This is a genomic window from Pseudomonas sp. FW300-N2F2, assembly GCF_017351655.1.
Taxonomy (GTDB): domain Bacteria; phylum Pseudomonadota; class Gammaproteobacteria; order Pseudomonadales; family Pseudomonadaceae; genus Aquipseudomonas; species Aquipseudomonas fluorescens_AA.
Map to the genome: position 1 here is coordinate 1 of NZ_JACNDQ010000004.1, position 23,111 is coordinate 23,111.

27 protein-coding genes are annotated in these 23,111 nt (G+C 59.7%); 16 read left to right on the forward strand and 11 right to left on the reverse strand.

The window, feature by feature from the left end; translation table 11 throughout:
• Positions 1 to 230: 230 nt before the first annotated feature.
• Positions 231 to 1,451 (reverse strand): CaiB/BaiF CoA-transferase family protein, encoded by a 1,221-nt coding sequence (locus J4E63_RS26620; protein ID WP_092167619.1) that lies wholly within the window; start codon positions 1,449 to 1,451, stop codon positions 231 to 233.
• 13 nt (positions 1,452 to 1,464) lie between these two features.
• On the reverse strand, positions 1,465 to 2,646 hold the full coding sequence (locus J4E63_RS26625) for an acyl-CoA dehydrogenase (protein ID WP_014335919.1): 1,182 nt from the start codon (positions 2,644 to 2,646) through the stop codon (positions 1,465 to 1,467).
• Positions 2,647 to 2,802: 156 nt separating this feature from the next.
• Here J4E63_RS26625 and J4E63_RS26630 point away from each other — a divergent pair, with 156 nt between their 5' ends.
• The 10 genes from J4E63_RS26630 to J4E63_RS26675 all read left to right on the forward strand — a co-directional run bounded on the left by J4E63_RS26630 (position 2,803) and on the right by J4E63_RS26675 (position 12,618).
• Positions 2,803 to 3,699, forward strand: coding sequence for a LysR family transcriptional regulator (locus J4E63_RS26630; protein ID WP_060739787.1), 897 nt, complete (start codon positions 2,803 to 2,805; stop codon positions 3,697 to 3,699).
• Positions 3,700 to 4,133: 434 nt separating this feature from the next.
• Positions 4,134 to 5,255, forward strand: coding sequence for a Re/Si-specific NAD(P)(+) transhydrogenase subunit alpha (locus J4E63_RS26635; protein ID WP_060739788.1), 1,122 nt, complete (start codon positions 4,134 to 4,136; stop codon positions 5,253 to 5,255).
• Between the two features lie 15 nt (positions 5,256 to 5,270).
• Complete coding sequence (locus J4E63_RS26640; protein ID WP_003187010.1) at positions 5,271 to 5,594, forward strand: NAD(P) transhydrogenase subunit alpha; 324 nt, start codon at positions 5,271 to 5,273, stop codon at positions 5,592 to 5,594.
• Complete coding sequence (locus J4E63_RS26645) at positions 5,594 to 7,030, forward strand: NAD(P)(+) transhydrogenase (Re/Si-specific) subunit beta (protein ID WP_207283810.1); 1,437 nt, start codon at positions 5,594 to 5,596, stop codon at positions 7,028 to 7,030. The genes J4E63_RS26640 and J4E63_RS26645 overlap by 1 nt, the downstream gene beginning before the upstream one ends.
• A 198-nt stretch (positions 7,031 to 7,228) precedes the next feature.
• A complete protein-coding gene (locus tag J4E63_RS26650) occupies positions 7,229 to 8,722 on the forward strand; it encodes an acetyl-CoA hydrolase/transferase family protein (RefSeq protein ID WP_207283811.1) in 1,494 nt (497 codons plus the stop codon).
• Between the two features lie 319 nt (positions 8,723 to 9,041).
• Complete coding sequence (locus J4E63_RS26655) at positions 9,042 to 9,257, forward strand: DUF1127 domain-containing protein (RefSeq protein ID WP_003187014.1); 216 nt, start codon at positions 9,042 to 9,044, stop codon at positions 9,255 to 9,257.
• A 322-nt stretch (positions 9,258 to 9,579) separates the two neighbouring features.
• Positions 9,580 to 9,897 (forward strand): DUF2388 domain-containing protein, encoded by a 318-nt coding sequence (locus J4E63_RS26660; protein WP_003196441.1) that lies wholly within the window; start codon positions 9,580 to 9,582, stop codon positions 9,895 to 9,897.
• A gap of 106 nt (positions 9,898 to 10,003) precedes the next feature.
• Positions 10,004 to 10,312, forward strand: a complete 309-nt coding sequence (locus J4E63_RS26665) for a DUF2388 domain-containing protein (RefSeq protein WP_060739791.1) — start codon at positions 10,004 to 10,006, stop codon at positions 10,310 to 10,312.
• A gap of 27 nt (positions 10,313 to 10,339) precedes the next feature.
• Positions 10,340 to 10,660 (forward strand): DUF2388 domain-containing protein, encoded by a 321-nt coding sequence (locus tag J4E63_RS26670; protein ID WP_003187020.1) that lies wholly within the window; start codon positions 10,340 to 10,342, stop codon positions 10,658 to 10,660.
• Positions 10,657 to 12,618: a DUF4105 domain-containing protein gene (locus tag J4E63_RS26675; protein ID WP_207283812.1), complete on the forward strand. Its 1,962-nt coding sequence runs from the start codon at positions 10,657 to 10,659 to the stop codon at positions 12,616 to 12,618. Before J4E63_RS26670 ends, J4E63_RS26675 begins: the two co-directional genes overlap by 4 nt.
• Before the next feature lie 99 nt (positions 12,619 to 12,717).
• Here J4E63_RS26675 and trpA read toward each other — a convergent pair whose 3' ends face one another.
• Both trpA and trpB read right to left on the reverse strand, forming a co-directional pair.
• Complete coding sequence (gene trpA / locus J4E63_RS26680) at positions 12,718 to 13,530, reverse strand: tryptophan synthase subunit alpha (protein WP_207283813.1); 813 nt, start codon at positions 13,528 to 13,530, stop codon at positions 12,718 to 12,720.
• Positions 13,530 to 14,762 carry a tryptophan synthase subunit beta gene (gene trpB / locus J4E63_RS26685; protein ID WP_053127073.1) on the reverse strand — a complete coding sequence of 411 codons (1,233 nt, stop codon included), beginning with the start codon at positions 14,760 to 14,762 and terminating at the stop codon, positions 13,530 to 13,532. Before trpB ends, trpA begins: the two co-directional genes overlap by 1 nt.
• Before the next feature lie 112 nt (positions 14,763 to 14,874).
• Between trpB and J4E63_RS26690 the strand changes: the two genes are divergently transcribed.
• Positions 14,875 to 15,792 carry a LysR family transcriptional regulator gene (locus J4E63_RS26690; protein WP_060739794.1) on the forward strand — a complete coding sequence of 306 codons (918 nt, stop codon included), beginning with the start codon at positions 14,875 to 14,877 and terminating at the stop codon, positions 15,790 to 15,792.
• Here J4E63_RS26690 and J4E63_RS26695 read toward each other — a convergent pair.
• Positions 15,765 to 16,091: a YqjD family protein gene (locus tag J4E63_RS26695; RefSeq protein ID WP_025211165.1), complete on the reverse strand. Its 327-nt coding sequence runs from the start codon at positions 16,089 to 16,091 to the stop codon at positions 15,765 to 15,767. The two genes, J4E63_RS26690 and J4E63_RS26695, sit on opposite strands and share 28 nt — an antisense overlap.
• Positions 16,092 to 16,247: 156 nt before the next feature.
• Here J4E63_RS26695 and J4E63_RS26700 point away from each other — a divergent pair, with 156 nt between their 5' ends.
• Both J4E63_RS26700 and J4E63_RS26705 read left to right on the forward strand, forming a co-directional pair.
• A complete protein-coding gene (locus J4E63_RS26700; RefSeq protein ID WP_003177209.1) occupies positions 16,248 to 16,463 on the forward strand; it encodes a dodecin in 216 nt (71 codons plus the stop codon).
• A 116-nt stretch (positions 16,464 to 16,579) separates the two neighbouring features.
• The gene (locus J4E63_RS26705) at positions 16,580 to 16,801 is read left to right on the forward strand and encodes a DUF1161 domain-containing protein (protein ID WP_207283814.1); all 222 of its coding nucleotides are present in this window, start codon (positions 16,580 to 16,582) and stop codon (positions 16,799 to 16,801) included.
• Between the two features lie 54 nt (positions 16,802 to 16,855).
• Here J4E63_RS26705 and J4E63_RS26710 read toward each other — a convergent pair whose 3' ends face one another.
• Complete coding sequence (locus tag J4E63_RS26710; protein WP_060739796.1) at positions 16,856 to 17,857, reverse strand: LLM class flavin-dependent oxidoreductase; 1,002 nt, start codon at positions 17,855 to 17,857, stop codon at positions 16,856 to 16,858.
• A 238-nt stretch (positions 17,858 to 18,095) separates the two neighbouring features.
• On the opposite strand from J4E63_RS26710, the gene J4E63_RS26715 reads away from it, so the two are divergent.
• Positions 18,096 to 18,527 (forward strand): OsmC family protein, encoded by a 432-nt coding sequence (locus J4E63_RS26715; RefSeq protein WP_060739797.1) that lies wholly within the window; start codon positions 18,096 to 18,098, stop codon positions 18,525 to 18,527.
• Positions 18,528 to 18,676: 149 nt separating this feature from the next.
• Positions 18,677 to 18,910, forward strand: coding sequence for a DUF1161 domain-containing protein (locus J4E63_RS26720; protein WP_092150682.1), 234 nt, complete (start codon positions 18,677 to 18,679; stop codon positions 18,908 to 18,910).
• 6 nt (positions 18,911 to 18,916) lie between these two features.
• Here the strand turns inward: J4E63_RS26720 and J4E63_RS26725 are convergent, their stop codons facing one another.
• Together J4E63_RS26725 and J4E63_RS26730 are read right to left on the reverse strand one after the other, a co-directional pair.
• Positions 18,917 to 19,342 (reverse strand): hypothetical protein, encoded by a 426-nt coding sequence (locus J4E63_RS26725; protein WP_207283815.1) that lies wholly within the window; start codon positions 19,340 to 19,342, stop codon positions 18,917 to 18,919.
• Positions 19,343 to 19,383: 41 nt separating this feature from the next.
• Complete coding sequence (locus tag J4E63_RS26730) at positions 19,384 to 19,797, reverse strand: hypothetical protein (RefSeq protein ID WP_207283816.1); 414 nt, start codon at positions 19,795 to 19,797, stop codon at positions 19,384 to 19,386.
• Positions 19,798 to 19,854: 57 nt separating this feature from the next.
• On the opposite strand from J4E63_RS26730, the gene J4E63_RS26735 reads away from it, so the two are divergent.
• Positions 19,855 to 20,946, forward strand: a complete 1,092-nt coding sequence (locus J4E63_RS26735) for an aminopeptidase (RefSeq protein WP_207283817.1) — start codon at positions 19,855 to 19,857, stop codon at positions 20,944 to 20,946.
• Positions 20,947 to 21,222: 276 nt separating this feature from the next.
• Here J4E63_RS26735 and J4E63_RS26740 read toward each other — a convergent pair whose 3' ends face one another.
• From J4E63_RS26740 to J4E63_RS26750, 3 genes are all read right to left on the reverse strand, one after another.
• Positions 21,223 to 21,498 (reverse strand): HU family DNA-binding protein, encoded by a 276-nt coding sequence (locus J4E63_RS26740; RefSeq protein WP_060739802.1) that lies wholly within the window; start codon positions 21,496 to 21,498, stop codon positions 21,223 to 21,225.
• 191 nt (positions 21,499 to 21,689) lie between these two features.
• Positions 21,690 to 22,838 (reverse strand): NAD(P)/FAD-dependent oxidoreductase, encoded by a 1,149-nt coding sequence (locus J4E63_RS26745; RefSeq protein ID WP_060739803.1) that lies wholly within the window; start codon positions 22,836 to 22,838, stop codon positions 21,690 to 21,692.
• Between the two features lie 24 nt (positions 22,839 to 22,862).
• Complete coding sequence (locus tag J4E63_RS26750; protein ID WP_003177199.1) at positions 22,863 to 23,030, reverse strand: rubredoxin; 168 nt, start codon at positions 23,028 to 23,030, stop codon at positions 22,863 to 22,865.
• Positions 23,031 to 23,111: the final 81 nt, after the last annotated feature.

Genomic DNA, 23,111 nt, shown 5'->3' on the forward strand with positions numbered 1-23,111 from the left:
TCTGCTCCTTCCTGGCTTCGATGAACTGAAGCCCCGCACCTCCGAAACCTACTTAACTCGTTGAATATCAAGGAGTTTTCCGTTTCGACTGCGCCGGAAGTGGGGCGAATTATAGACGTCCAGAATTTGCCGTCAACCCTTAATTTCGCTTTTCTATCAATAAGTTGCACAGCACCGGTAAACCTGTCGCTTTTGCCCTTCAACACGCTCCTCTATATAGAAGAGAAGACTCACAGCACCCCAGCCTCTCTGAACGCCATGACCGCAGCTTCGTCCAACCCCAACACTCGCTGCAGCACCTCTAACGTATGCTCTCCTAATAAAGGCGGCGCATTGCGATACTCCACTGGCGTCTCGGACAGTCGAATCGGACTGGCCACCTGCGGCACTTTACCCGCCAGCAGGTGAGGCAATTCCATCGCCAACCCACGAGCCTGTACCTGAGGATCGGCAAACACCTGGGCCAGGTCGTTGATAGGCCCACACGGCACACCCGCCTGCTCCAACTGAGTCACCCATTCAGCGGTGGTCTTGAACACCGTCGCCTGGCGAATCAATGGAATCAACACCGCCCGGTTCGCCACCCGCACCTTGTTAGTGGCAAAACGCGGATCATCAGCCCACTGCGGTTGACCGGCAACCTCGGCGAACTTTCGGAACTGACCGTCATTACCCACCGTCAGGATGAAATCGCCATCAGCCGTAGGAAAATCCTGATAAGGCACGATATTCGGATGAGCATTACCCAGCCGCTTCGGCGCATTGCCCGTGGTCAGGTAGTTCATCGCCTGGTTGGCCAGGCAAGCCACTTGAACATCCAGCAGGGCCATATCGATGTGCTGCCCGCCGCCGGCATGATCACGATGGGCCAACGCCGCCAGAATGGCAGCGGTCGAATAGAGCCCCGTGAGAATGTCCGTCAGCGCGACCCCTACCTTCACCGGCCCCGCGCCCTCATCGCCCTCAGGGCGACCGGTCAGACTCATCAAGCCCCCCAGTCCCTGAATCATGAAGTCATACCCGGCGCGCTTGGCATAAGGGCCGGTCTGGCCAAACCCGGTTATCGAGCAATAGATCAATTGCGGATTGATTGCCTTTAGCGAGTCATAGTCCAAGCCATACGCCGCCAGGCCGCCCACCTTGAAGTTCTCGATCAGGATGTCGGACTTGGCTGCCAGCTCTCGCACCAGCCGCTGCCCCTCTGGCCGCGTGAAGTCGATGGTCACCGACTGCTTGTTGCGATTGGCTGAAAGATAATAAGCGGCCTCGGTCGTGTTCTCGCCTCGGGCATCCTTCAGGAAGGGCGGCCCCCAGGCGCGGGTATCGTCACCATTGCCGGGACGCTCGACCTTGATGACATCAGCCCCCAGGTCCGCCAGGATCTGTCCGGCCCAAGGCCCGGCCAATACCCTCGATAAATCCAATACCCGCAGATGCGAAAGCGCGCCCATGACCGTTCTCCTATTAGTAGAACGCCTGGATACCGGTTTGCGCACGCCCCAAAATCAGCGCATGCACATCGTGCGTGCCTTCATAGGTGTTCACGACTTCCAGATTCACCAGATGACGCGCGATGCCGAACTCATCGGAAATACCGTTGCCGCCCAACATGTCCCGCGCCATGCGGGCAATATCCAGGGACTTGCCGCAGGAGTTGCGCTTCATGATCGAGGTAATCTCGACCGCCGCCGTGCCCTCGTCTTTCATACGCCCCAGACGCAGGCATCCCTGCAGGGCCAGCGTGATTTCAGTCTGCATATCGGCCAGTTTCTTCTGGATCAACTGATTCGCAGCGAGCGGGCGACCAAACTGCTGGCGGTCCAGCGTGTACTGGCGAGCGGTATGCCAGCAGAATTCAGCCGCCCCCAAGGCGCCCCAGGAGATGCCGTAGCGTGCCGAGTTCAGACAAGTAAACGGGCCCTTCAGGCCGCGGACATCCGGGAAGATGTTCTCTTCTGGAACGAATACGTTGTCCATGACGATTTCGCCAGTGATCGAGGCGCGCAGCCCGACCTTGCCATGAATGGCCGGCGCACTCAGCCCCTTCCAGCCTTTTTCGAGAACGAAGCCGCGGATATCACCGGCGTCGTCCTTACCCCAGACGACAAATACGTCAGCGATCGGGCTGTTGGTGATCCACATCTTGCTGCCCGTCAGGCTGTAGCCGCCTTCCACTTTGCGCGCACGAGTAATCATTGCACCCGGATCGGAACCATGGTTCGGCTCAGTCAGACCAAAGCAGCCGATCCATTCACCGGACGCCAGCTTCGGCAAATACTTCTGTTTCTGCGCCTCAGTCCCGAATTCGTTGATCGGCACCATGACCAGCGAGGATTGCACGCTCATCATCGAGCGATAACCGGAATCGACCCGTTCTACCTCACGAGCGATCAGGCCATAGCTGACGTAGTTCAACCCACTGCCGCCGTACTGTTCAGGAATGGTTGCCCCCAGCAGGCCGACTTCACCCATCTCACGGAAAATCGCCGGGTCGGTTTTCTCATGACGGAACGCTTCCAGCACTCGTGGTGCGAGCTTCTGCTGGGCAAACTGCTCGGCAGTGTCGCGGATCATGCGTTCTTCTTCGGTGAGCTGCTGATCCAGCAACAACGGATCGATCCAGTTGAAGCTCGCTTTACCGGCCATGAAAGAGTCCTCGCCAATTAAATGAAAATCGTGGATTGATCCTAGGCGCGGTTTCCTACAAGGGCAAACGAGGATTACGCACTAACCTGTGCTAATTTCTCACTCCGTAAACGCTACGAACCCCGTTTACATAGGCATTGAGTGAGGCTTACGTACATGCGCCGTAAAATCCCCAGCACCGCCGCCCTGGTCAGTTTCGAGGCTGCCGCGCGCCATGAAAGCTTCACCAAGGCAGCGCAGGAGCTTTCTCTCACGCAAGGCGCTATCTGCCGACAGATCGCCAGCCTGGAGGACTTCCTCAGCGTGGAGCTTTTCCGACGCTCGCGCCGCGGCGTCAAACTGACCGAAGCAGGTCTTTCCTACAGCCGACGCGTTGCCACCCAACTGGATGCCGTCGAGCGCGACACACTCTCAGTGATGGGGCACACCGGTGCGAACGTGATCGAACTGGCCGTGGTTCCGACCTTCGGCACCCAATGGTTGCTGCCACGCCTCAAGGACTTCCAGCAGCAGCACCCGGAAGTCACCGTCAACCTGACCAACCGCACGCGCCCCTTTCTCTTTGCCGATACGGAGTTTGATGCCGCCATCTATTTTGGCGATGCGGACTGGTCCGGTACCGAATCCCACAAGCTGATGGGCGAAAATCCGATGCCTGTATGCAGCCCCGCCTTGCTAGACGGTCGCAAGGGCCTGACACCAGAGGAAATCGCCGAACTGCCCTTGCTCCAGCAGACCACTCGTCCATATGCGTGGCGCCAGTGGTTCAACGCCCAGAACCTGAATATTGCGCGAGACCTGACAGGGCCGCGTTATGAACTATTCTCCATGCTCGCCCAAGCGGCTATGCATGACATGGGTATCGCGCTGATTCCGCCCTTTTTGATTCAACGCGAACTGGCAGAGAAACGACTGGTCGTGGCCAACCGTAACGCGCTGTCGAGCATCAAGGCCTACTACCTGATGATTCCGGAGCGAAAAGTCGAATCCGCCTCCCTTCGAGCTTTTCGTGACTGGCTCGTGAAACAAGCCGACAACTATCTTCTTGATTAATAAGGAAAAAACAAAAACCTACTTAGGTAGTAAACTAACAGAAGTCGCTACAGATATAAGTTTATGTCGCATTCAGTCAATCTGTTATCAAGCCCGTGCAGTAGTCTCCAAAGCGTCTAAATACATGGCTTCGAGCCATATCACGCAACGCATCAGCGCTTATTCATCTGGCCGATGGGAAAAATTGTCAATTTGAACCTGAATCCTTGGAAAGCACGGCCCACAAGGGCTGCCGATCGATAATCGCGACATTCGGTCACAGGGTGACTTGTAGTTAATTTTCCGTCACCCGTCATAATCTCTTGAAGGGCTGAATTTTCGCCTGCAAAATGCCGCGCCCCGCCTGATTTGGTGGGACCGTGCTGATCGGCCGCCCCAGCCGCACCATCCGAAGTGCCTGGGTTTACTCAATAAGATCACGCAGGAGATTTGACGTGCACATTGGTGTTCCCCTCGAAACCCAAACGGGTGAAACACGGGTTGCTGCTACCCCGGAAACCATCAAGAAGTTGATCGGCCAAGGCCATAAAGTCACTGTTCAAAGCGGCGCCGGTATCAAAGCCAGCGTTATCGACAGTGCCTATGAGGCAGCGGGCGCAACCATTGGCAGCGCCAGTGATGCATTCGGGGCCGAGCTGATCCTCAAGGTAGTGGCTCCCAGCGACAGCGAACTGACGCTGATCAAGAGCGGCACCGTTCTGGTGGGCATGCTCAATCCGTTCAACAACGAAACCATCGCCAAGCTGGCCGAGTGCGGTATTACCGCTTTCGCCCTTGAGGCCGCGCCACGTACGTCCCGAGCCCAGAGCCTGGATGTGCTGTCGTCTCAAGCGAACATCGCCGGTTACAAAGCCGTGTTGCTGGCCGCTCATTACTATCCGCGCTTCATGCCGATGCTGATGACTGCCGCAGGTACCGTGAAAGCGGCGCGCGTGCTGATTCTCGGTGCGGGCGTCGCCGGGTTGCAGGCGATTGCCACGGCCAAGCGCTTGGGCGCGGTGATCGAGGCTTCGGATGTGCGTCCGGCGGTCAAGGAGCAAATCGAGTCCCTCGGCGCGAAGTTCGTCGATGTGCCTTACGAGACCGACGAAGAGCGCGAGTGCGCCGTCGGCGTCGGCGGTTACGCCCGGCCGATGCCGGCCAGCTGGATGCAACGCCAGGCCCAAGCCGTGCACGAGCGCGCCAAACAGGCTGACATCGTCATCACCACCGCACTGATTCCGGGCCGCAAGGCACCGACGTTGCTGAGCGCCGAAACCGTCGCGCAGATGAAACCCGGCTCGGTGGTCATCGACCTCGCGGCAGCCCAGGGTGGTAACTGCCCGCTGACCGTGGCCGATCAGGTCGTGATCGAGAATGGCGTGACCATTTGCGGCCCGACCAACCTGGCCGGCGAAGTCGCGGCCGACGCGTCGGCGCTGTATGCCCGTAACCTGCTGGACTTCCTGAAGCTGGTCTTTACCAAGGAAGGTCAGTTCGACGTGAACCTGGAAGACGACATCGTCGCCGCGTGCCTGATGTGCCGCGACGGCCAAGTCATCCGCAAAAACGCCTAAGCAGGGATTCAGACAATGGAAGAGCTTATCTCCCCCGGTATCTACAACCTGATCATCTTCGTGCTGGCGATTTATGTCGGTTACCACGTGGTCTGGAACGTAACGCCCGCGCTGCACACACCGTTGATGGCGGTGACCAACGCCATTTCGGCGATCGTGATCGTCGGCGCCATGCTCGCTGCCGCGCTGACCGTGACGCCGCTGGGCAAGACCATGGGCACCCTCGCCGTGGCCCTGGCCGCGGTGAACGTCTTCGGTGGCTTCCTCGTGACGCGCCGCATGCTTGAGATGTTCAAGAAAAAAGCCCCGAAAGCCGTAAAAGAAGAGGCGCCCAAGTAATGAGCATGAACCTGGTAACGACGCTCTACCTGATCGCGTCGATCTGCTTCATCCAGGCCCTCAAAGGCCTGTCGCACCCCACCACCTCCCGCCGAGGCAACCTGTTCGGCATGCTCGGCATGGCGTTGGCGGTGCTGACCACTGTGGGCCTCATCTACAAACTGGGGGCCGAACTGGCAACCGCCGGCATTGTCTACGTGATCGTCGGCCTGCTGGTCGGCGGTACCGCCGGCTCGATCATGGCCAAGCGCGTCGAAATGACCAAGATGCCGGAACTGGTGGCGTTCATGCACAGCATGATCGGCCTGGCGGCGGTGTTCATTGCCATCGCGGCTGTCGTCGAGCCGCAGTCCCTGGGTATCGTCAAGCAATTGGGCGATTCGATTCCAGCCGGTAACCGTCTGGAGCTGTTCCTCGGCGCAGCCATTGGTGCAATCACCTTCTCCGGTTCGGTGATCGCGTTCGGCAAGCTTTCGGGCAAGTACAAGTTCCGCCTGTTCCAGGGCGCACCAGTACAGTTTGGCGGCCAGCACAAGCTCAACCTGATCCTGGGTCTGGCGACCCTGGGCCTGGGCCTGATGTTCATGTTCACCGGCAACCTCGGCGCGTTCGCCTTGATGCTGGCCCTGGCCTTTGTCCTGGGCGTGCTGATCATCATCCCGATCGGCGGCGCCGACATGCCGGTAGTGGTGTCGATGCTCAACAGTTATTCCGGTTGGGCCGCAGCGGGTATCGGCTTCTCGCTGAACAACTCGATGCTGATCATTGCCGGTTCGCTGGTGGGCTCGAGCGGTGCGATCCTGTCGTACATCATGTGCAAGGCGATGAACCGTTCGTTCTTCAACGTGCTGCTCGGCGGTTTCGGCAATACCGCAGATGCTGCTGGCCCGGCAGGCTCCAAAGAAGCCCGTCCGGTGAAATCCGGCTCGGCTGACGACGCAACCTTCCTGCTGACCAACGCCGATACCGTGATCATCGTGCCGGGCTATGGCCTGGCGGTGGCCCGGGCGCAGCACGCGCTGAAAGAACTGACCGAGAAGCTGACCCATCGCGGCGTGACCGTCAAATACGCGATCCACCCGGTGGCCGGTCGCATGCCCGGACACATGAACGTGCTGCTGGCCGAGGCCGAAGTGCCTTACGACCAGGTGTTCGAGATGGAGGACATCAACTCCGAGTTCGGCCAGGCCGACGTGGTGCTGGTGCTGGGCGCCAACGACGTGGTCAACCCGGCGGCGAAGAACGATCCGAAGTCGCCGATTGCCGGCATGCCGATCCTCGAAGCGTTCAAGGCCAAGACCATCATCGTCAACAAACGCTCGATGGCCAGCGGCTATGCGGGCCTGGACAACGAGCTGTTCTATCTCGACAAGACCATGATGGTGTTCGGTGACGCCAAGAAGGTCATCGAAGACATGGTCAAAGCGGTGGAATAACCTCGCTGCTTCACCCAAAACGCCCCGACCTGTCGGGGCGTTTTGATTTGTATCAAGGCAAAATGTTACCGATCCGGTAATGATGTTTTGCCTGAGACCCTCGTAATAGACGCCTAAAATGCGACCTTTGTAGCGGGTCGGGCACAGCGCTAATTCACTAGACTGCGCATCTTGCTTTCCAGCCCGAGATAACCACCTATGTACCGTGATCGCATCCGCTTGCCTTCGTTATTGAATAAAGTGATGAGCGCTGCCGAAGCAGCCTTGTTGATTCAGGACGGCATGACCGTCGGCATGAGCGGCTTTACCCGCGCCGGAGAAGCGAAAGCAGTACCCCACGCCCTGGCTGAACGCGCCAAGGTCACCCCGCTGAAAATCAGCCTGATGACCGGCGCAAGCCTGGGCAATGACCTCGACAAGGAGCTCACCGAAGCCGGCGTACTGGCGCGACGCATGCCGTTCCAGGTCGACAGCACGCTGCGCAAGGCGATCAACGCAGGCAAGGTGATGTTCATCGATCAACATCTCTCGGAAACTGTCGAGCAACTGCGCAACGGCCAGCTCAAACTGCCCGATATTGCCGTGATCGAAGCCGTGGCCATTACCGATCAAGGACATATCGTACCCACCACATCGGTGGGTAATTCCGCCAGCTTCGCCATTTTCGCCCGACAAGTGATCATCGAGATCAACCTGGCTCACAACCCGAATCTGGAAGGGCTGCACGACATCTATATCCCGACCTATCGCCCCACCCGTACACCCATCCCCCTGGTGAAAGTCGACGACCGTATTGGCAGCCCCGCCATTGCGATCCCGCCGGAAAAAATCGCCGCCATTGTCATTACCAACCAAGGCGACTCGCCTTCGACCGTCGCGCCACCGGACAGCGACACCCAGGCCATTGCCGATCACCTGATCGATTTCTTCAAGCAGGAGGTTTCGGCCGGACGCATGACCAACAAGCTCGGGCCGTTGCAGGCTGGTATCGGCAACATCGCCAATGCCGTGATGTGCGGGCTGATCGATTCCCCGTTCGAAGACCTGACCATGTATTCCGAGGTTTTGCAGGACTCGACATTTGACCTGATCGACGCCGGCAAGCTGAGTTTCGCCTCCGGCAGCTCGATCACGCTGTCGGATCGACGTAATGCCGATGTGTTTGGAAACCTGGAAAGATACAAGGACAAGCTGGTCCTGCGCCCACAAGAGATCTCCAACCATCCCGAGGTCGTGCGTCGCCTGGGCATCATTGCTATCAACACCGCGCTGGAGTTCGACTTGTACGGCAACGTCAATTCCACCCATGTCTGCGGCACGCGGATGATGAATGGCATCGGCGGCTCAGGGGATTTCGCCCGCAATGCCCACCTGGCGATTTTCGTCACCAAGTCGATTGCCAAGGGTGGGGCCATTTCCAGCGTCGTGCCGATGGTCAGCCATGTGGACCATACCGAACATGACGTCGACATCCTGGTCACCGAGATCGGCCTGGCCGACCTGCGGGGCCTGGCGCCAAGGGAACGCGCGCGAGTGATCATCGACAATTGCGTGCACCCTACCTACCACCAAGCCTTGAATGAGTATTTCGACGCCGCGTGCGCCCTGGGCGGACATACCCCGCATATCCTGCGCGATGCACTGAGTTGGCACCTGAACCTCGAAGAAACCGGGCGCATGTTGGCCGTCTGATACAACTGGATCACCGCTATCGCAAATACAGTTTTGGTTGAAGTCCGTCATACGCGCCTAACTCAGCAAAAACTGTACTGCTGTACCGGTGTTTTCTTACAGTCTTTTCCCACAAAACTACCCACAACACGCAAAAATGCACCAATAGCGTGCGGATAGGTACAGTTGCCTCAATATCGACCAGTACACCGCTCTTTAACAGTTAACTGGTCTCTCACAATACAGGTGAACTGTATCTAGAGAGACTGGCCAAACGAGAGGATCATGGGCACCAGTCAAACCACTACCTAATCCCGCCACAAGCGGAAGGATGTCAACCATGGAACGTACACTCAGTTCCGAGCTGTTTTTCGAAGACAAAGCTGAAAAAAACCAGGCTTCCCTGCCTCTTCGCGTTATCGCCAACCTGATGTTGTGGCAGCGCCGCATCGCCAGCCGTCACCAACTGGCTCGTCTGGATTCGCGCCTGCTGGCTGATGCCGGTATCAGCGAAGCACAACGCTACGAAGAGCTGAGCAAGCCGTTCTGGCGCTAACTCAGCGTCGCTGGCCCTGACCCACCGGGTCCACCGCCAGCACCGAATTGAACACACAAGACCCGTCGCGGGTAACCGCGACGGGTCTTGTCGTTTCGGGGGCCTGATTTTGACGAGAGCCTTGGAGACATAACAGTTTAAACAAGATATAAAACATACCAGTACAGTACGCCGACCCCATGCAGTCAACGAGCACCGCAAGGGCTGTCAGCCAACGCGTTCCTGTCCTAATATCGAGGCGAACGTGGCGAAGCGAGTCGAGCATGCGTCTCCTCTTCCAGCTACACGCACCTGCATCACCCATCATTCAAGGAGTTTCATCATGATCCGTCTTCGCCTGCTCAGCGCAGTTGCCCTGCTGGCCGTAGCCGCCCACTCCAACGCCAGCAGCTTCATCGTCACCACCGACTCCATCGTCGGAGCACTCAAGGCCACCTCCGACGTGACCTCCGATGCAACCTCATCCCTGCGTGACAACAAGATCGTTCAAGCCGCCCGTGATGATGCCGCCAGCTTCGTCGCCAGCGAAGGCGCCATCCGTGGTGTGAAACTGGAAAGCGCCCTGGATTACATCCGCCAGCAGGCACCGCAGCTCAACGCCACCGATGCGCAATTGGCCCAGGCCATCCTGGTGATCTGATGCAACATGAAACATCGGGCGCCAAATGGTGTTCCGATGTTTCAGCGCTGGCTCTGGCCCGCAGGTTTGCGCTAGCCTTCAAACTCGCCATCAACCGTCGAGTCCCATGCGTTTCTACTCAGATCTGTTCATCGCGTCTTTCTTCATCGTTTTTTGCTGGTCTGCTCCGGCCCATGCCTTCGATGTGTCCACCCAGCAAGTGGTGGTCAGCGGCTATGCCACGAGCATGGTGACCTCCGCGCCCTTCGACCATAAACTGATCGTCGCCGCTCACGATGACGCTGCGGCATTCGTCGCCAGCGACGGGCAACTGCGAGGAGCACAACTGGAATCGGCCCTGGATTACCTGCGCCGGGCCCAGCCAAAACTTCACGTCAGCGACCTTGAACTGGCACAGGCAATTCTCGTCCAATAGTTATCCTTATTTTTCCGGAGTCGTTCCATGCGTAGCCCGCTGATTGCTGCCGCCTTAGGCCTGCTGGTGTTGGCCGATGTGGCCCAGGCACATACCCTGGTAGCCACCAGTAACATCATCGTTCGCGCTTCCCAGCGCACGATCGATTTCACTTCCGACACCACCACGTCCATCCGTGATTCGAAAATCGTCCGCGAAGCCCATGACGATGCGGCCAGTTTTGTCGCCAGCAATGGTGAAATTCGTGGCGCTCATCTCGAGGCCGCCTTCGACACCTTGCGCACCCGCGTGCCGGAAGCCCGCGACGCCAGTGACCAGGTTCTCGCCGAAGCCATCCTCGCATTGTGAGGCGGTTCGCCGCCTGGCTGGCGGCCGGGGTCTTGCTGCTCACGGGCAGCATGGCCCAGGCCGGCCTGCAATTGCACCTCAACATCGAAGGCCTGAGCCCGGCGCAACAGCAGGCCAGCCAGGCGCTGCTCGATGAAGCCATGCAGGCCCTGCCGCCGCGCTTCATCGAGCGGCTGGACCGGCGCATCGATGTCGGCTGGACCGACCAGATGCCCGCCAATGCCTACGGCCAGGCCTCGCTGGTGTCGCAACTGGACCTCAATAGCAACCTGCTCGACAGCCTTGTCGACGGCAGCGCCGCGACACAAAAGACCCATCGCCCCCACGGCACCGTGCGCCGGGAAATGCTCGCCACGGTCCTGCACGAACTGACCCACATCTATGACCGCTCGCGTCTATGGCCAGAGACCGAACGCGCACTGATCCAGCGTTGCACCCGACGCAACAGCAGCGCCGGGTTGATCGGTCTTCCCGATGAATGCCGGGGCCAGAACGACCGCCGTTTCACCCTCAGCGATGATCCTCGCTTGTTGGACCTCGCCGGCTGGCCACAATACGTCGGCCGTCGCGGCGAACGGGAACAGCACAACCGCCAGGTCGCCCGCAGCCCGGATCTCTATGAAACGAGCAGCCCCAAGGAGTTCGTCGCGGTCAACATGGAGTACTTCCTCCTGGACTCCAGCTATGCCTGCCGACGCCCCGCTCTGTATCGCTATTACCAGGAACACTTCGGTTGGGCCCCCGCCGCCAAGGACACCTGCGCCCAATCGTTCGCCTTCCTCAACGCCGGAAACGATTTCGCCAAGACACCGCTGGGCAAGGTCGATCCGGAACGGGTCTATGCCATCGATTACCTGCTGGCCGAGGCCAATCAGAACTGGGTGAGCCGCTGGGGCCACAGCATGCTCCGGCTGGTGATCTGCGCACCGGGCCGCCCACGTGGCCCGGACTGCCGACTGGATCTGGACCAACACCTGGTGCTGTCATACCGCGCCTTCGTGGGCGATGTGCAGTTGTCGAGCTGGGACGGGCTGGTCGGCAAATACCCGTCGCGCCTGTTCGTATTGCCGTTGGCCCAGGTGATCGACGAATACACCAAGACCGAGCTGCGCAGCCTGGCATCGGTGCCGCTGAACCTGTCACGCACCGAGATCGAGGAAACGGTCGAGCACGCCGCCGAAATGCATTGGAGCTACGACGGCAACTATTACTTCCTGTCCAATAACTGCGCCGTGGAGAGCTTGAAACTGTTGCGCAGCGGCAGCAATAACGAGCAACTCAAGGGCCTGGACAGCATCATGCCCAACGGCCTGCTGGAGGTACTCAAGGGCCGGGGCCTGGCGGATACCAGCGTGCTGGATGATCCCAAGGAAGCCTTGCGGCTGGGCTACCGCTTCGACTCATTCCGCGAGCGGTACCAGGCGATGTTCGATGTGCTGAAGAAGTATCTGCCGATCAAGCAACAAACGGTGGAAGACTGGCTGGCCCTGGACGCCGCCGAACGTCGGGTCTGGTTCGAACAGGCCGACCTGCGCACCAGCGCGGCGTTGTTGCTGCTGGAACAAGCCAGTTATCGCCGGCAATTGTTGTTGGCGCAGGATGAAGTCAAACAGCGCTACCTCGGCGCCCGTGAATTGCAGAACGGCGGGATGGAAAGGGCCAATGCGACGCTGCAGCAGATCCTCGCCAACAGCGGTTTCCTGAGCCGTCCGGCCGAACTGTTGGGCAGCAGCGGCTACGGCTTGCCGCAACCCAGCGAATGGCAACGCTTGGAATCGGAAAGCAGCTTACGGCAGAAACAACTGCAAACGCTGACAGGCGATCTGGACAAGGAAGTCCGGGCATTGCTCGAGCCGAGCCGCGCGGCTGAAATTGCGGCGAGCGAGGCCAATGTGAAAGAGATTGGCGAGCATTTGCGCAAGCTGCACAAGGCCGGAGGCGGGTTGGAGTTGCCTTGACCTTGCAAAAAGCAGCGTCAAGACTGCTCCAGGTGGAATAAAAAAAGGGTTCAGAACCCCGTTCTGAACCCTTTTTTCGTGGCTGTCAGTTGAATCAAATCAGCTGAGACGCGCCTTGCGCACACCATCGGCCAGGGCGGCACACAAGCTCAACACCCCATCAATGGCCTGTTCCGATGTTTCGGCGCTGGCGATATGGTCGATCAGCGCCGAGCCCACCACCACCCCATCAGCCAATCGTGCGATGGCGGCAGCCTGCTCCGGCGTACGAATGCCGAAACCAATGCTGATGGGCAGATCGGTATGGCGACGCAGACGCGCCACGGCTTCTTCCACATGCTCCAGCGTCGCGGCACCGGCACCGGTCACGCCCGCCACCGACACGTAGTACACAAAACCCGAACTGCCGTTAAGCACCGTCGGCAAACGCACATCGTCGGTGGTCGGCGTCGTCAGGCGGATGAAGTCCAAGCCAGCCGCCTGGGCCGGATCGCACAGTTCGCTGTTGTGCTCGGGCGGCATGTCCACAACGATCAGGCCATCGACACCGCAATCCAGCGCTTCGCCAATGAAACGTTGCACGCCATAACGGTGGATCGGGTTGAAGTAGCCCATCAGCACCAGCGGCGTCTCAGTATTGTCCTTACGGAACTCGCGAACCATCTGCAGGGTTTTCGCCAGGTTCTGCTGGGCGCCCAAGGCACGAATATTCGCCAACTGGATCGCCGGGCCGTCGGCCATCGGGTCGGTAAACGGCATGCCCAACTCGATCACGTCGGCACCGGCCGCCGGCAGCCCCTTGAGAATCGCCAGCGACGTGTCGTAGTTCGGGTCGCCGGCCGTGACGAAAGTGACCAGGGCAGCGCGGTTCTGTTCCTTGAGTTCGGCAAAACGGGTTTGCAGGCGGCTCATCAGTGTTTCTCCTGCTGGGACTGTTCCATGTGGTGCATCACGGTTTGCATGTCTTTGTCGCCACGGCCGGACAGGTTGACCACCATCAGGTGATCTTTCGGCAGGTTGGGTGCGCGCTTGAACACTTCCGCCAGGGCATGGGCGCTTTCCAGTGCAGGAATGATCCCTTCCAGGCGACAGCATTTGTGAAAGGCTTCCAGGGCTTCGGCGTCGGTCACCGAGGTGTACTGGACGCGACCAATGTCGTGCAACCAGGCATGTTCCGGGCCGATACCGGGGTAGTCGAGACCTGCGGAAATCGAATGGGCATCGATGATCTGGCCGTCGTCGTCCTGCAACAGGAAGGTGCGGTTGCCGTGCAGTACACCCGGAACGCCGCCGTTCAGGCTCGCCGCGTGCTTGCCGGTCTCGATGCCATAACCGGCGGCTTCGACGCCGATGATCTCGACACTCTTGTCGTCCAGGAACGGGTGGAACAGGCCCATGGCGTTGGAGCCACCGCCGATGCACGCCACCAGGCTATCCGGCAGGCGACCTTCCTGGGCTTGCAGTTGATCGCGGGTTTCCTTGCCGATCACGGCCTGGAAGTCGCGCACCATGGCCGGATACGGATGCGGGCCTGCCACAGTGCCGATCAGGTAGAACGTGCTGTCGACGTTGGTGACCCAGTCGCGCAGGGCCTCGTTCATGGCGTCCTTCAGCGTGCCGGTACCGGCGACCACCGGGATCACTTCGGCACCCAGCAGCTTCATGCGGAACACGTTGGCCTGCTGACGCTCGATGTCGGTGGTGCCCATGTAGATCACGCAATCCAGACCGAAACGCGCGGCCACGGTGGCGGTGGCCACGCCGTGCATGCCGGCGCCGGTCTCGGCGATGATGCGTTTTTTGCCCATGCGCCGCGCCAGCAGGATCTGGCCGATGCAGTTGTTGATCTTGTGCGCGCCGGTGTGGTTCAGCTCTTCACGCTTGAGATAGATCTTGGCGCCGCCGCAGTATTCGGTCAGGCGCTCGGCGAAGTAGAGCGGGCTTGGGCGACCGACGTAGTCGCGCTGGAAGTAGGCCAATTCCTCAATGAAGGCCGGATCTTCCTTCGCCACTTCGTATTCACGGGCCAGATCAAGGATCAGCGGCATCAGGGTCTCGGCCACATAGCGGCCGCCGAATGCACCGAACAGGCCGTTGGCGTCGGGGCCGCTGCGCAGGTTGAAAGGGGTCGTAGGCTGGGTCATCGGGCGCTCCAGGCAAATGCGTTGAAAGACTATGAGGTTCACTCTACCCCTGACATCCCCCAGTGAAAACCGATAAGATCGCCACAACCTGTCAGGAAAACTCACAGATAAAATGAGCCATGATCTTCCCCCGCTCAACGCCTTGCGCGCCTTCGAGGCTACCGCCCGCCTGAATAGCGTAAGCCAGGCGGCCGAACAGCTGCATGTCACCCATGGGGCCGTGAGTCGACAGCTGAAGGTGCTGGAAGAGCATTTGGGCGTCAGCTTGTTCATCAAGGACGGGCGCGGCCTTAAACTCACAGATGCAGGCATGCGCCTGCGGGACGTCAGCGCCGATGCGTTCGAGCGGTTGCGCGGCGTTTGCGCGGAGCTGATGCAAAGTACGGCAGATGCCCCGTTTGTCCTGGGCTGCTCGGGAAGCCTGCTGGCGCGCTGGTTCATTCCCCGCCTGGGCAGGCTCAACGCCGACCTGCCGGATTTGCGCCTGCACCTGTCCGCCGGCGAAGGCGACCTGGACCCCAGGCGACCGGGGCTGGACGCCTTGCTGGTCTTCGCCGAGCCGCCGTGGCCGGCCGATATGCAGGTGTACGAACTGGCGAGCGAGCGGATCGGCCCCGTGATGAGCCCCCACTACGCCGGATTCGCCCGCTTGCAAGCCGCACCGGCCAACGCGCTGCTGGACGAGCCGTTGCTGCACACCACGTCCCGCCCCCAGGCCTGGCCGACCTGGGCACGACAAAACGCCCTGGAACCCCAGGCACTGAAGTTCGGGCAAGGATTCGAGCATTTGTATTATTTGCTGGAGGCCGCCGTCGCGGGGTTAGGCGTGGCGATCGCGCCCGAGCCGCTAGTGGCCGAGGACGTACGCGCCGGTCGCCTGGTCGCGCCATGGGGCTTCGATGAAACCGCGGCGCGACTGGCGTTGTGGCTGCCCAAGCGCGCCGCAGACGGGCGCGCTCGGCAATTGGCCCAGTGGCTCAGGCATGAGCTGAGCCAACCGACTCAGTCACCGCGCTTGCACAGCAGGTAAGCAGCCAGCAGACCCAGTGCACCGACTGCGACACCGGCCGTGGTCCATGGGTGTTCCTGCGCGTAGTCGCGTGTGGCGATCCCGGTTTCACGGGTTTTCACCTTGACCTCTTCATAGGCATCGCTGAGCAGATGACGAGAATGTTTCAGCGCGCTCTCGGCATTGGCCTTGAGCGACTTGAGGGTCTTACGCGACTCGTCCGAGGCGTCGTCCTTCAGGCTTTCCAACGACTTGAGCAGACTCTCGATCTCCGCTTCCATGCTTTGCAACGAGGCTTTGCGTAACGAATTGCTGGCCATGGTGGCTCTCTCCTGCAGTGGTTGAGTGGCGTGTGTGAATTGGGACTCCAGTCGTTTCTGAAAGTGCAGTAAATCTGAACTTCAGCGCGCGAACGACGACACACGTAAGGCGAAAAATCGCTGCTAGGCTGTTAAACACAACCAAGGAGAATCCCCATGAGTGATCATCACACTTACAAAAAAGTCGAGCTGGTCGGCTCGTCCCCCACCAGCATTGAAGATGCCATCAACAACGCCTTGGCCGAAGCCAGCAAAAGCCTCAAGCATCTGGAATGGTTCGAAGTCACGGAAACCCGCGGCCACATCGAAAATGGCCGGGCCGCGCACTTTCAGGTGACCATCAAAGTCGGGTTCCGGATAGCCAATAGCTGAGGTTCTTTTGAACTTGCACGCTGGCGGAGTGCCATAGGGAGTGGCGATGCGCTATGGTCTGCGCATTACGTTTTTCCAATACCTGCCCTATTTGATCCGACCAAGGAGTGCGAGCGATGAAAAAGTTGATGGTGGCCCTGGGTTTGCTGAGCCTTGCCGGTGGTGCGTTTGCGGCCGGTAAGCCCTGCGAAGAGCTGAAAAACGAGATCGCAGCGAAGCTGGACGCCAAGGGTGTGTCAGGTTATTCGCTGGAAATCGTCGATAAAGGCGCAGCGACTGACGGAAAAGTCGTCGGCACCTGTGAGGGCGGAGCGAAAGAAATCATCTATAAAAAGTGATTCTTTTCGAACATCAAAGCCGACGCATTGCGTCGGCTTTTTCATGGGCGGCATTCAGCCTTTCATGACCTGCGCCAACAACTCGTATGAGTGCAAGCGATCGGCGTGTTCGTACAGGTCACTGGTGAAAATCAGCTCATCGGCCTGGGTTTGCTCGATCAATACCTGCAGCTTGGCGCGAATCTTCTGCGGACTGCCGACCATGGCCAGGCCCAGGAAATCGCCAACCGCCTCTTTCTCATGGGGCAACCAGAGACCGTTCATGGTTTCCACCGGCGGACGCTGCACCAGGCTCTGGCCCCGCATCAGCGCCAGGATCCGCTGGTACACCGACGTTGCCAGGTAATCGGCCTGTTCATCGGTATCCGCCGCGACCAGCGGCACGCCGAGCATCACATAAGGCTTGTCGAGCACCGCCGACGGTTTGAAGTGGTTACGGTAGATGCGAATCGCCTCGTGCATGAAGCGCGGTGCGAAATGGGAGGCGAATGCGTAGGGCAAACCGCGCTCACCGGCCAATTGCGCACTGAACAGGCTCGAACCCAACAGCCATACCGGCACGTTGGTCCCGGTGCCGGGCATGGCGATGATGCGTTGATCCGGGGTACGCGGGCCGAGATAGCGCATCAGTTCGGCCACGTCCTCGGGGAAATCGTCCGCACTGCCGGAACGCTCGCGACGCAGCGCCCGCGCGGTCATCTGGTCGGAACCTGGCGCACGTCCCAGGCCCAAATCGATTCGACCCGGGTAGAGGCTTTCCAGCGTGCCGAACTGCTCGGCAATGATCAACGGCGCATGATTGGGCAGCATGACGCCCCCGGAGCCGACGCGAATGGTCGAAGTGCCCCCCGCCAGATAACCCAGCAGCACTGCCGTCGCCGAACTGGCGATACCGTCCATGTTGTGGTGTTCGGCCACCCAGAAGCGGGTGTAGCCGTATTTTTCCACGTGCTGCGCCAGGTCCAGCGAGTTGCGCAAGGACTGGGCGGCATTGCCATCGGCGCGGACAGGCACCAGGTCGAGGGTTGAGAATTTCACGTCGGACAGCTGTTTCATGGGCCGGGATCTCCAACGGCGTTCCGGGCTTTTCCTACGGGCAAAAGCCTGCCGTTTCTATAGGTGTGTTCCATGCAATGTGGGCATATACCCGAGTTTCAATAGCAGAGACGAAATTTCCTACTAAATTCGTCGGCTAATCGACAGGGTGAACTTTTACAGGCGGTCTATCCTCACAACCCAGACAGCTAAAAAACACCCAGGCGCGGCTTTCGCGCCGAATCTTCAGGAGGCAGACATGGCTATCATCAAGAAAGCATCGGCTCATTGGGAAGGTGACCTGAAAACCGGTATCGGCTCCATCTCCACGGAAACCGGTGTGTTGCGCGAAGCGCCCTATGGCTTCAAGGCACGATTCGAAGGCGGCAAGGGTACCAACCCCGAGGAGTTGATCGGCGCGGCCCATGCTGGCTGCTTTTCCATGGCCTTTTCGATGATCCTCGGCGATGCCGGGCTCAAGGCCGACAGCATCGACACCAACGCCGAAGTGACCCTGGACCAGGTCGAGGGCGGTTTTGCGATCACGGCGGTCAAGCTGGTGCTCAAGGCGAAAATCCCCGGTGCCAGCCAGGCGCAATTCGATGAGCTGAGCAAGAAGGCCAAGGAAGGGTGTCCAGTTTCCAAGGTGCTGAACGCCAACATCACCCTGGATGCGACGCTGGTGAGCTGACGCATGCAAGGATCGCAGCCTTTGCAGACGCTGGCGAAGGCTGCGATTTATTGAATGCGGTCGAGCTGTTTACCCTGGCGCAATTATGGTCGAATGAAGCCTGCAGTTTCAGCGCACAGGCAGTGCGCGCTGCCATGAGGAATTCGAACATGAAACGATCAGCCCTGGTGGTCATCGGCTGCGCATTCGCAGCATCAGCCCTTGCCGAACCGAAATCCTGTGAAGAGCTGAAAGCGGAAATCGAAGCGAAGATCCAGGCCAACAACGTGTCGTCCTACACGCTGGAAATCGTCACGAATGATGAAGTCCACGACCAGAACATGGTGGTAGGCACTTGCGAAAACGGCACGAAAAAAATCATCTACCAGAAGAACGACCGCTAAGACGTCCTATGGCATGCAGCGGGCTTGTCGATCTTCGGCAACGATTTCTCGCTTGGCGTCATAAAGCCGGGCGCTTGGCGTGTATGCCAGGTTACGCGCCTCCAAACGATAGCGCTGGCCGGCCTTGAAATGATCGTATCGCACGGTCAGATAACACAGTCGTTCTTGCGGCTCGCTCATCAAACCCAGCCCACCGCCACCAAACACCTCGAAGTCGAAGCGCACTTCCAATTCATGGCTACCCGGCGAAACCTGGAAGAAGCGCCCGTCTCGCAGCCGCTGGCCATCCAGCTTTTCAGCCATCAGTACCTTGCCACCCGGCGTAGGCGTCGCGAAATCGACCCAGGCCATGTTCGGATCGACCGATGGCAACGGGGTCGCTGTGCAACCGCCCATGGCAACGGAGGCCAGTAACAGCATGTGAAGGCGCATGGTGAGTTTCCTGAATAGTCAGGTCTTGAGCATAACGCCGATCAACTTTGCTGGCAGCCCGCCGGTGTACCCTGCCCCACTACTTTGCGCTGCTGATCGTAAAGCTTGGCCCACGGTCGGAAACCAATGCTGCCGGCCTGCAACTGGTAACGTTGGCCGGCGTTGAAGTCCTTGAATTTCAGGTTCAACCGGCAATCGCGCCACAGCGGCTCGGCATCCGGGCCGATGTTGCCGGGTTCGACGGCAAATTGATAACGCACCGTCAGCTCATGGCTGCCGGGTTGCACTTCGAAATAACGTCGGTCAATGGACATCTTGTCATCGACTTCCAGCGCTTGTAGCGCGGTGTCCTGCTGGCTTCCCAGGTCGATCCACGCCTGGGAGGGATCAGGATCAGGCAAACCGGCGCAACCGGTCAGCAGCAACAGGCCACTCGTCAGCATCAACACGCGCATAGCGAAGCTCCAGGCAAGCGAGATAGTCTGTGGGCAGACTTCCCAGGGTGATTCCAATTGATCAGGCCGCGTTCAAGCCATCGGTTACTCGACCGTGTTTTCCAGATTTTGTTTCCAGGCCTCCTGCTTTTGTTACTGAACGGTTGCAGTAGCGTCGGTTACTACAGCCAGCTCGTCGGCGGACAGCTGCGGTTGTTGCAAGCCCGAGAGCCTATCGACCAAGTCATCGCCGACCCCACCCGCGATCCCCAACTCAAGGCGCACCTGGCCCAGGCGCGCGAGGCACGGGCGTTTGCCAGCGATCACCTGCGTTTACCGGACAATCGAAGCTATCGCCTGTATGCGGATATAGGCCGGCCATTCGTAGTGTGGAATGTCTTTGCCACGCCAGAATTTTCCCTGGCGCCGCAGAATCATTGTTTCCCCATTGCCGGTTGCGTGGCTTATCGCGGTTATTACAGCCAGGGCGCCGCCCGTGGCGAGGCCGCGTTGCAGCGCTTGCAGGGCATGGACGTGGCAATTGGCGGTGTGGAGGCCTATTCGACGCTGGGCTGGTTCAACGACCCGATCCTGAGCTCGATGATGCACTGGGGCGACGAACGCCTGGCGACGCTGATCTTTCATGAACTGGCGCACCAGCGGTTTTATGTAAAGGACGACACCGAATTCAACGAATCCTTCGCCACCTTCGTTGAACAGGAAGGCACCCGGCAATGGCGTGCCAGTCGTGGCTTGGCGCCGGATAACGGCAAGCAGGTGCGCCAGCGCGACCAGTTCATCCAACTGATCCTCGACACCCGCCAGCGCCTGGAAACCCTCTACGCCCAGCCCCTGACAGCCGAACAGATGCGCCAACGCAAAGCTGCGGAGTTCGAGCGCCTGCGTGCCGACTATGTGCAAATGCGCGACACCCAGTGGGCGGGCGACAAACGCTATGACGCCTGGGTCTACGCGCCACTGAACAATGCGCGACTATTGCCGTTCGGGCTGTATGACCAGTGGGTGCCGGCATTTGCGGCGCTGTTCAGGCGCGAGGGCGGTGATTGGGTTGCATTTTATGCGGCGGTGGAAAAGCTGGGCGAATTGCCGATCGAAGCGCGCAAGGCGGCCTTGAAGGTATTGGCGCAGCCGAAGACTTCCGCTGACTAGGCGGACGTCATCGCGAGCAAGCTCGCTCCCACACTTGTTCGTCGCTATGCATGCCATCAGGCTTGACGCAGTTCCGATGTGGGAGCGAGCTTGCTCGCGATGACGACAGTACCGACACCCTTGAAGCAAGCTGACCCACCGCTATCGCGAGCAAGCTCGCTCCACATTGGATGCCTGGCTACAGCCAGCAACCCCGCACAAAAAAGGGCATACCGACTCATCGATATGCCCTTTTGATTGCCGCTTTCTTCCCCCCGGCCGAGGTACTCGTAGCGATTATGGGTTGACGCTTTCTTTCAAGGACTTGCCTGGTTTGAAGGCAACGGTGTTGCTGGCCTTGATCTTCACCGGCTCACCGGTCTGTGGGTTTTTGCCAGTGCGGGCGCCGCGGTGGCGTTGCAGGAAAGTGCCGAAGCCCACCAGGGTAACGCTGTCCTTGCGGTGCAGGGCGCCGGTGATTTCTTCCAGGACGGCGTTGAGGACGCGGTTGGCTTGTTCTTTGGTGAGGTCTGCTTTTTCCGCGATAGCGGCGGCGAGTTCTGGTTTACGCATGAATGAAGCCCCTTTGACGGTTTTTTTGTTGTTATGTCCGTGCTGCTCTCTTTGGAACAGCCCCTAAGGCGCCGCAGGCTCTACTCTGCGGCAGACGGAAGTGAGGATGGCACGGTGCCGAAAACGGCGCCAGTGTCCGGGCGACCTTTGTGGGACCAAAAGTAGGGTTTTTGCGACAGAACGACCAGTATTTACGCCAGCAGGGCTGGAAGCTCCTTGTTCAGCGCCAGTTTCTCCATCACCGCCGTGCCTGTCAGGGCATAACCCAACAGGTTGCCTTGAGCGTCGCGGCACAGCGCCTTGATGTCCGCCCCCTGCCCTTCGACGCTCCACACGCCCTCGCGGCCTCGCGGTGGCGGCGACACCACCAAGGGGCACACCGGGGTTTTTACGGTAATCGGCATGGGGCCGTAGCTGACGGCAGTCGGGTTGCCGGCCAGGGTTTGGGCCAGGGCCCGGGCGCAGCTCATCAGCGGCATGACATACAGCAGGTTCAAGCCGTCGACCTCGGCGCAGTCGCCCAGGGCGTAGATATTGGCGTGAGAGGTCTTCAGGTGACGGTCGACCACGACGCCGCGGTTGACCACCAGGCCAGCCGCGGCTGCCAGGTCGATACGGGGACGCAGGCCGATGGCCGAGACCACCAGGTCGCAGGCGATCACCTGGCCGTCGGACAGGTGCGCCTCCAGCCCGTCGGCGACCTTCTGCAAGCGGTTGAGCACAGGGCCCAAGTGGAAGCGCGCACCTAGGCTTTCCAGCCCGGCCTGGACCGCTGCCGCGGCGGCCGGGTGCAGCAGCGTCGGCATGACTTGCTCGCACGGCGCCACCAGTTGTACTTCGTAGCCACCCAGGCTCAGGTCGTTGGCGAACTCGCAGCCAATCAGGCCGGCCCCCAGCAGCAACACCCGACGCTTGCCGGCCGCCGCGGCCCTGAAGCGTGCGTAGTCTTCCAGGTCATTGATGGGGAAGATCAAGTCCGCCCCATCGCCCTGTACCGGCACGCGCACGGTTTCGGCACCCCAGGCCAGGATCAGGTCGCGGTAGTTCACCGCCTCTTCGCCGATCCACAGCCGTTTGTGGCCCGGATCGATGCCGCTGATGCGGGTATGGGTCCGCACTTCGGCCTTGAGTTGCTCGGCCATGGCCCCCGGCTCGGCCATGCTCAGGCCGTCGGCGTCTTTGTTCTTGCCAAAGCCTGTGGAGAGCATCGGCTTGGAATACGAGCGACCGTCGTCCGCAGTGATCAGCAGCAACGGGGTTTCGCTGTCGAGCTTGCGAAACTCCCGGGCCAGGTTATAACCGGCCAGGCCTGTACCGACGATGACGACAGGTGCGCTCATGTTGCTCTCCATTTGATGAAACGATCAGTTGATTTCGATCATTTCGAAATCCATTTTGCCGACGCCGCAGTCCGGGCACAGCCAGTCTGCCGGTACATCCTCCCAGCGGGTGCCGGGCGCGATGCCATCGTCAGGCCAACCGTCAGCTTCGTTGTAGATCAGGCCGCAGACGATACATTGCCACTTCTTCATTCCAATACTTCCTCAAGATGTCAGGCCTTGGCCGGTATTTTCCGGCTCAGGGCCGTTTTGTACTGATCGGTTGCGACAGAT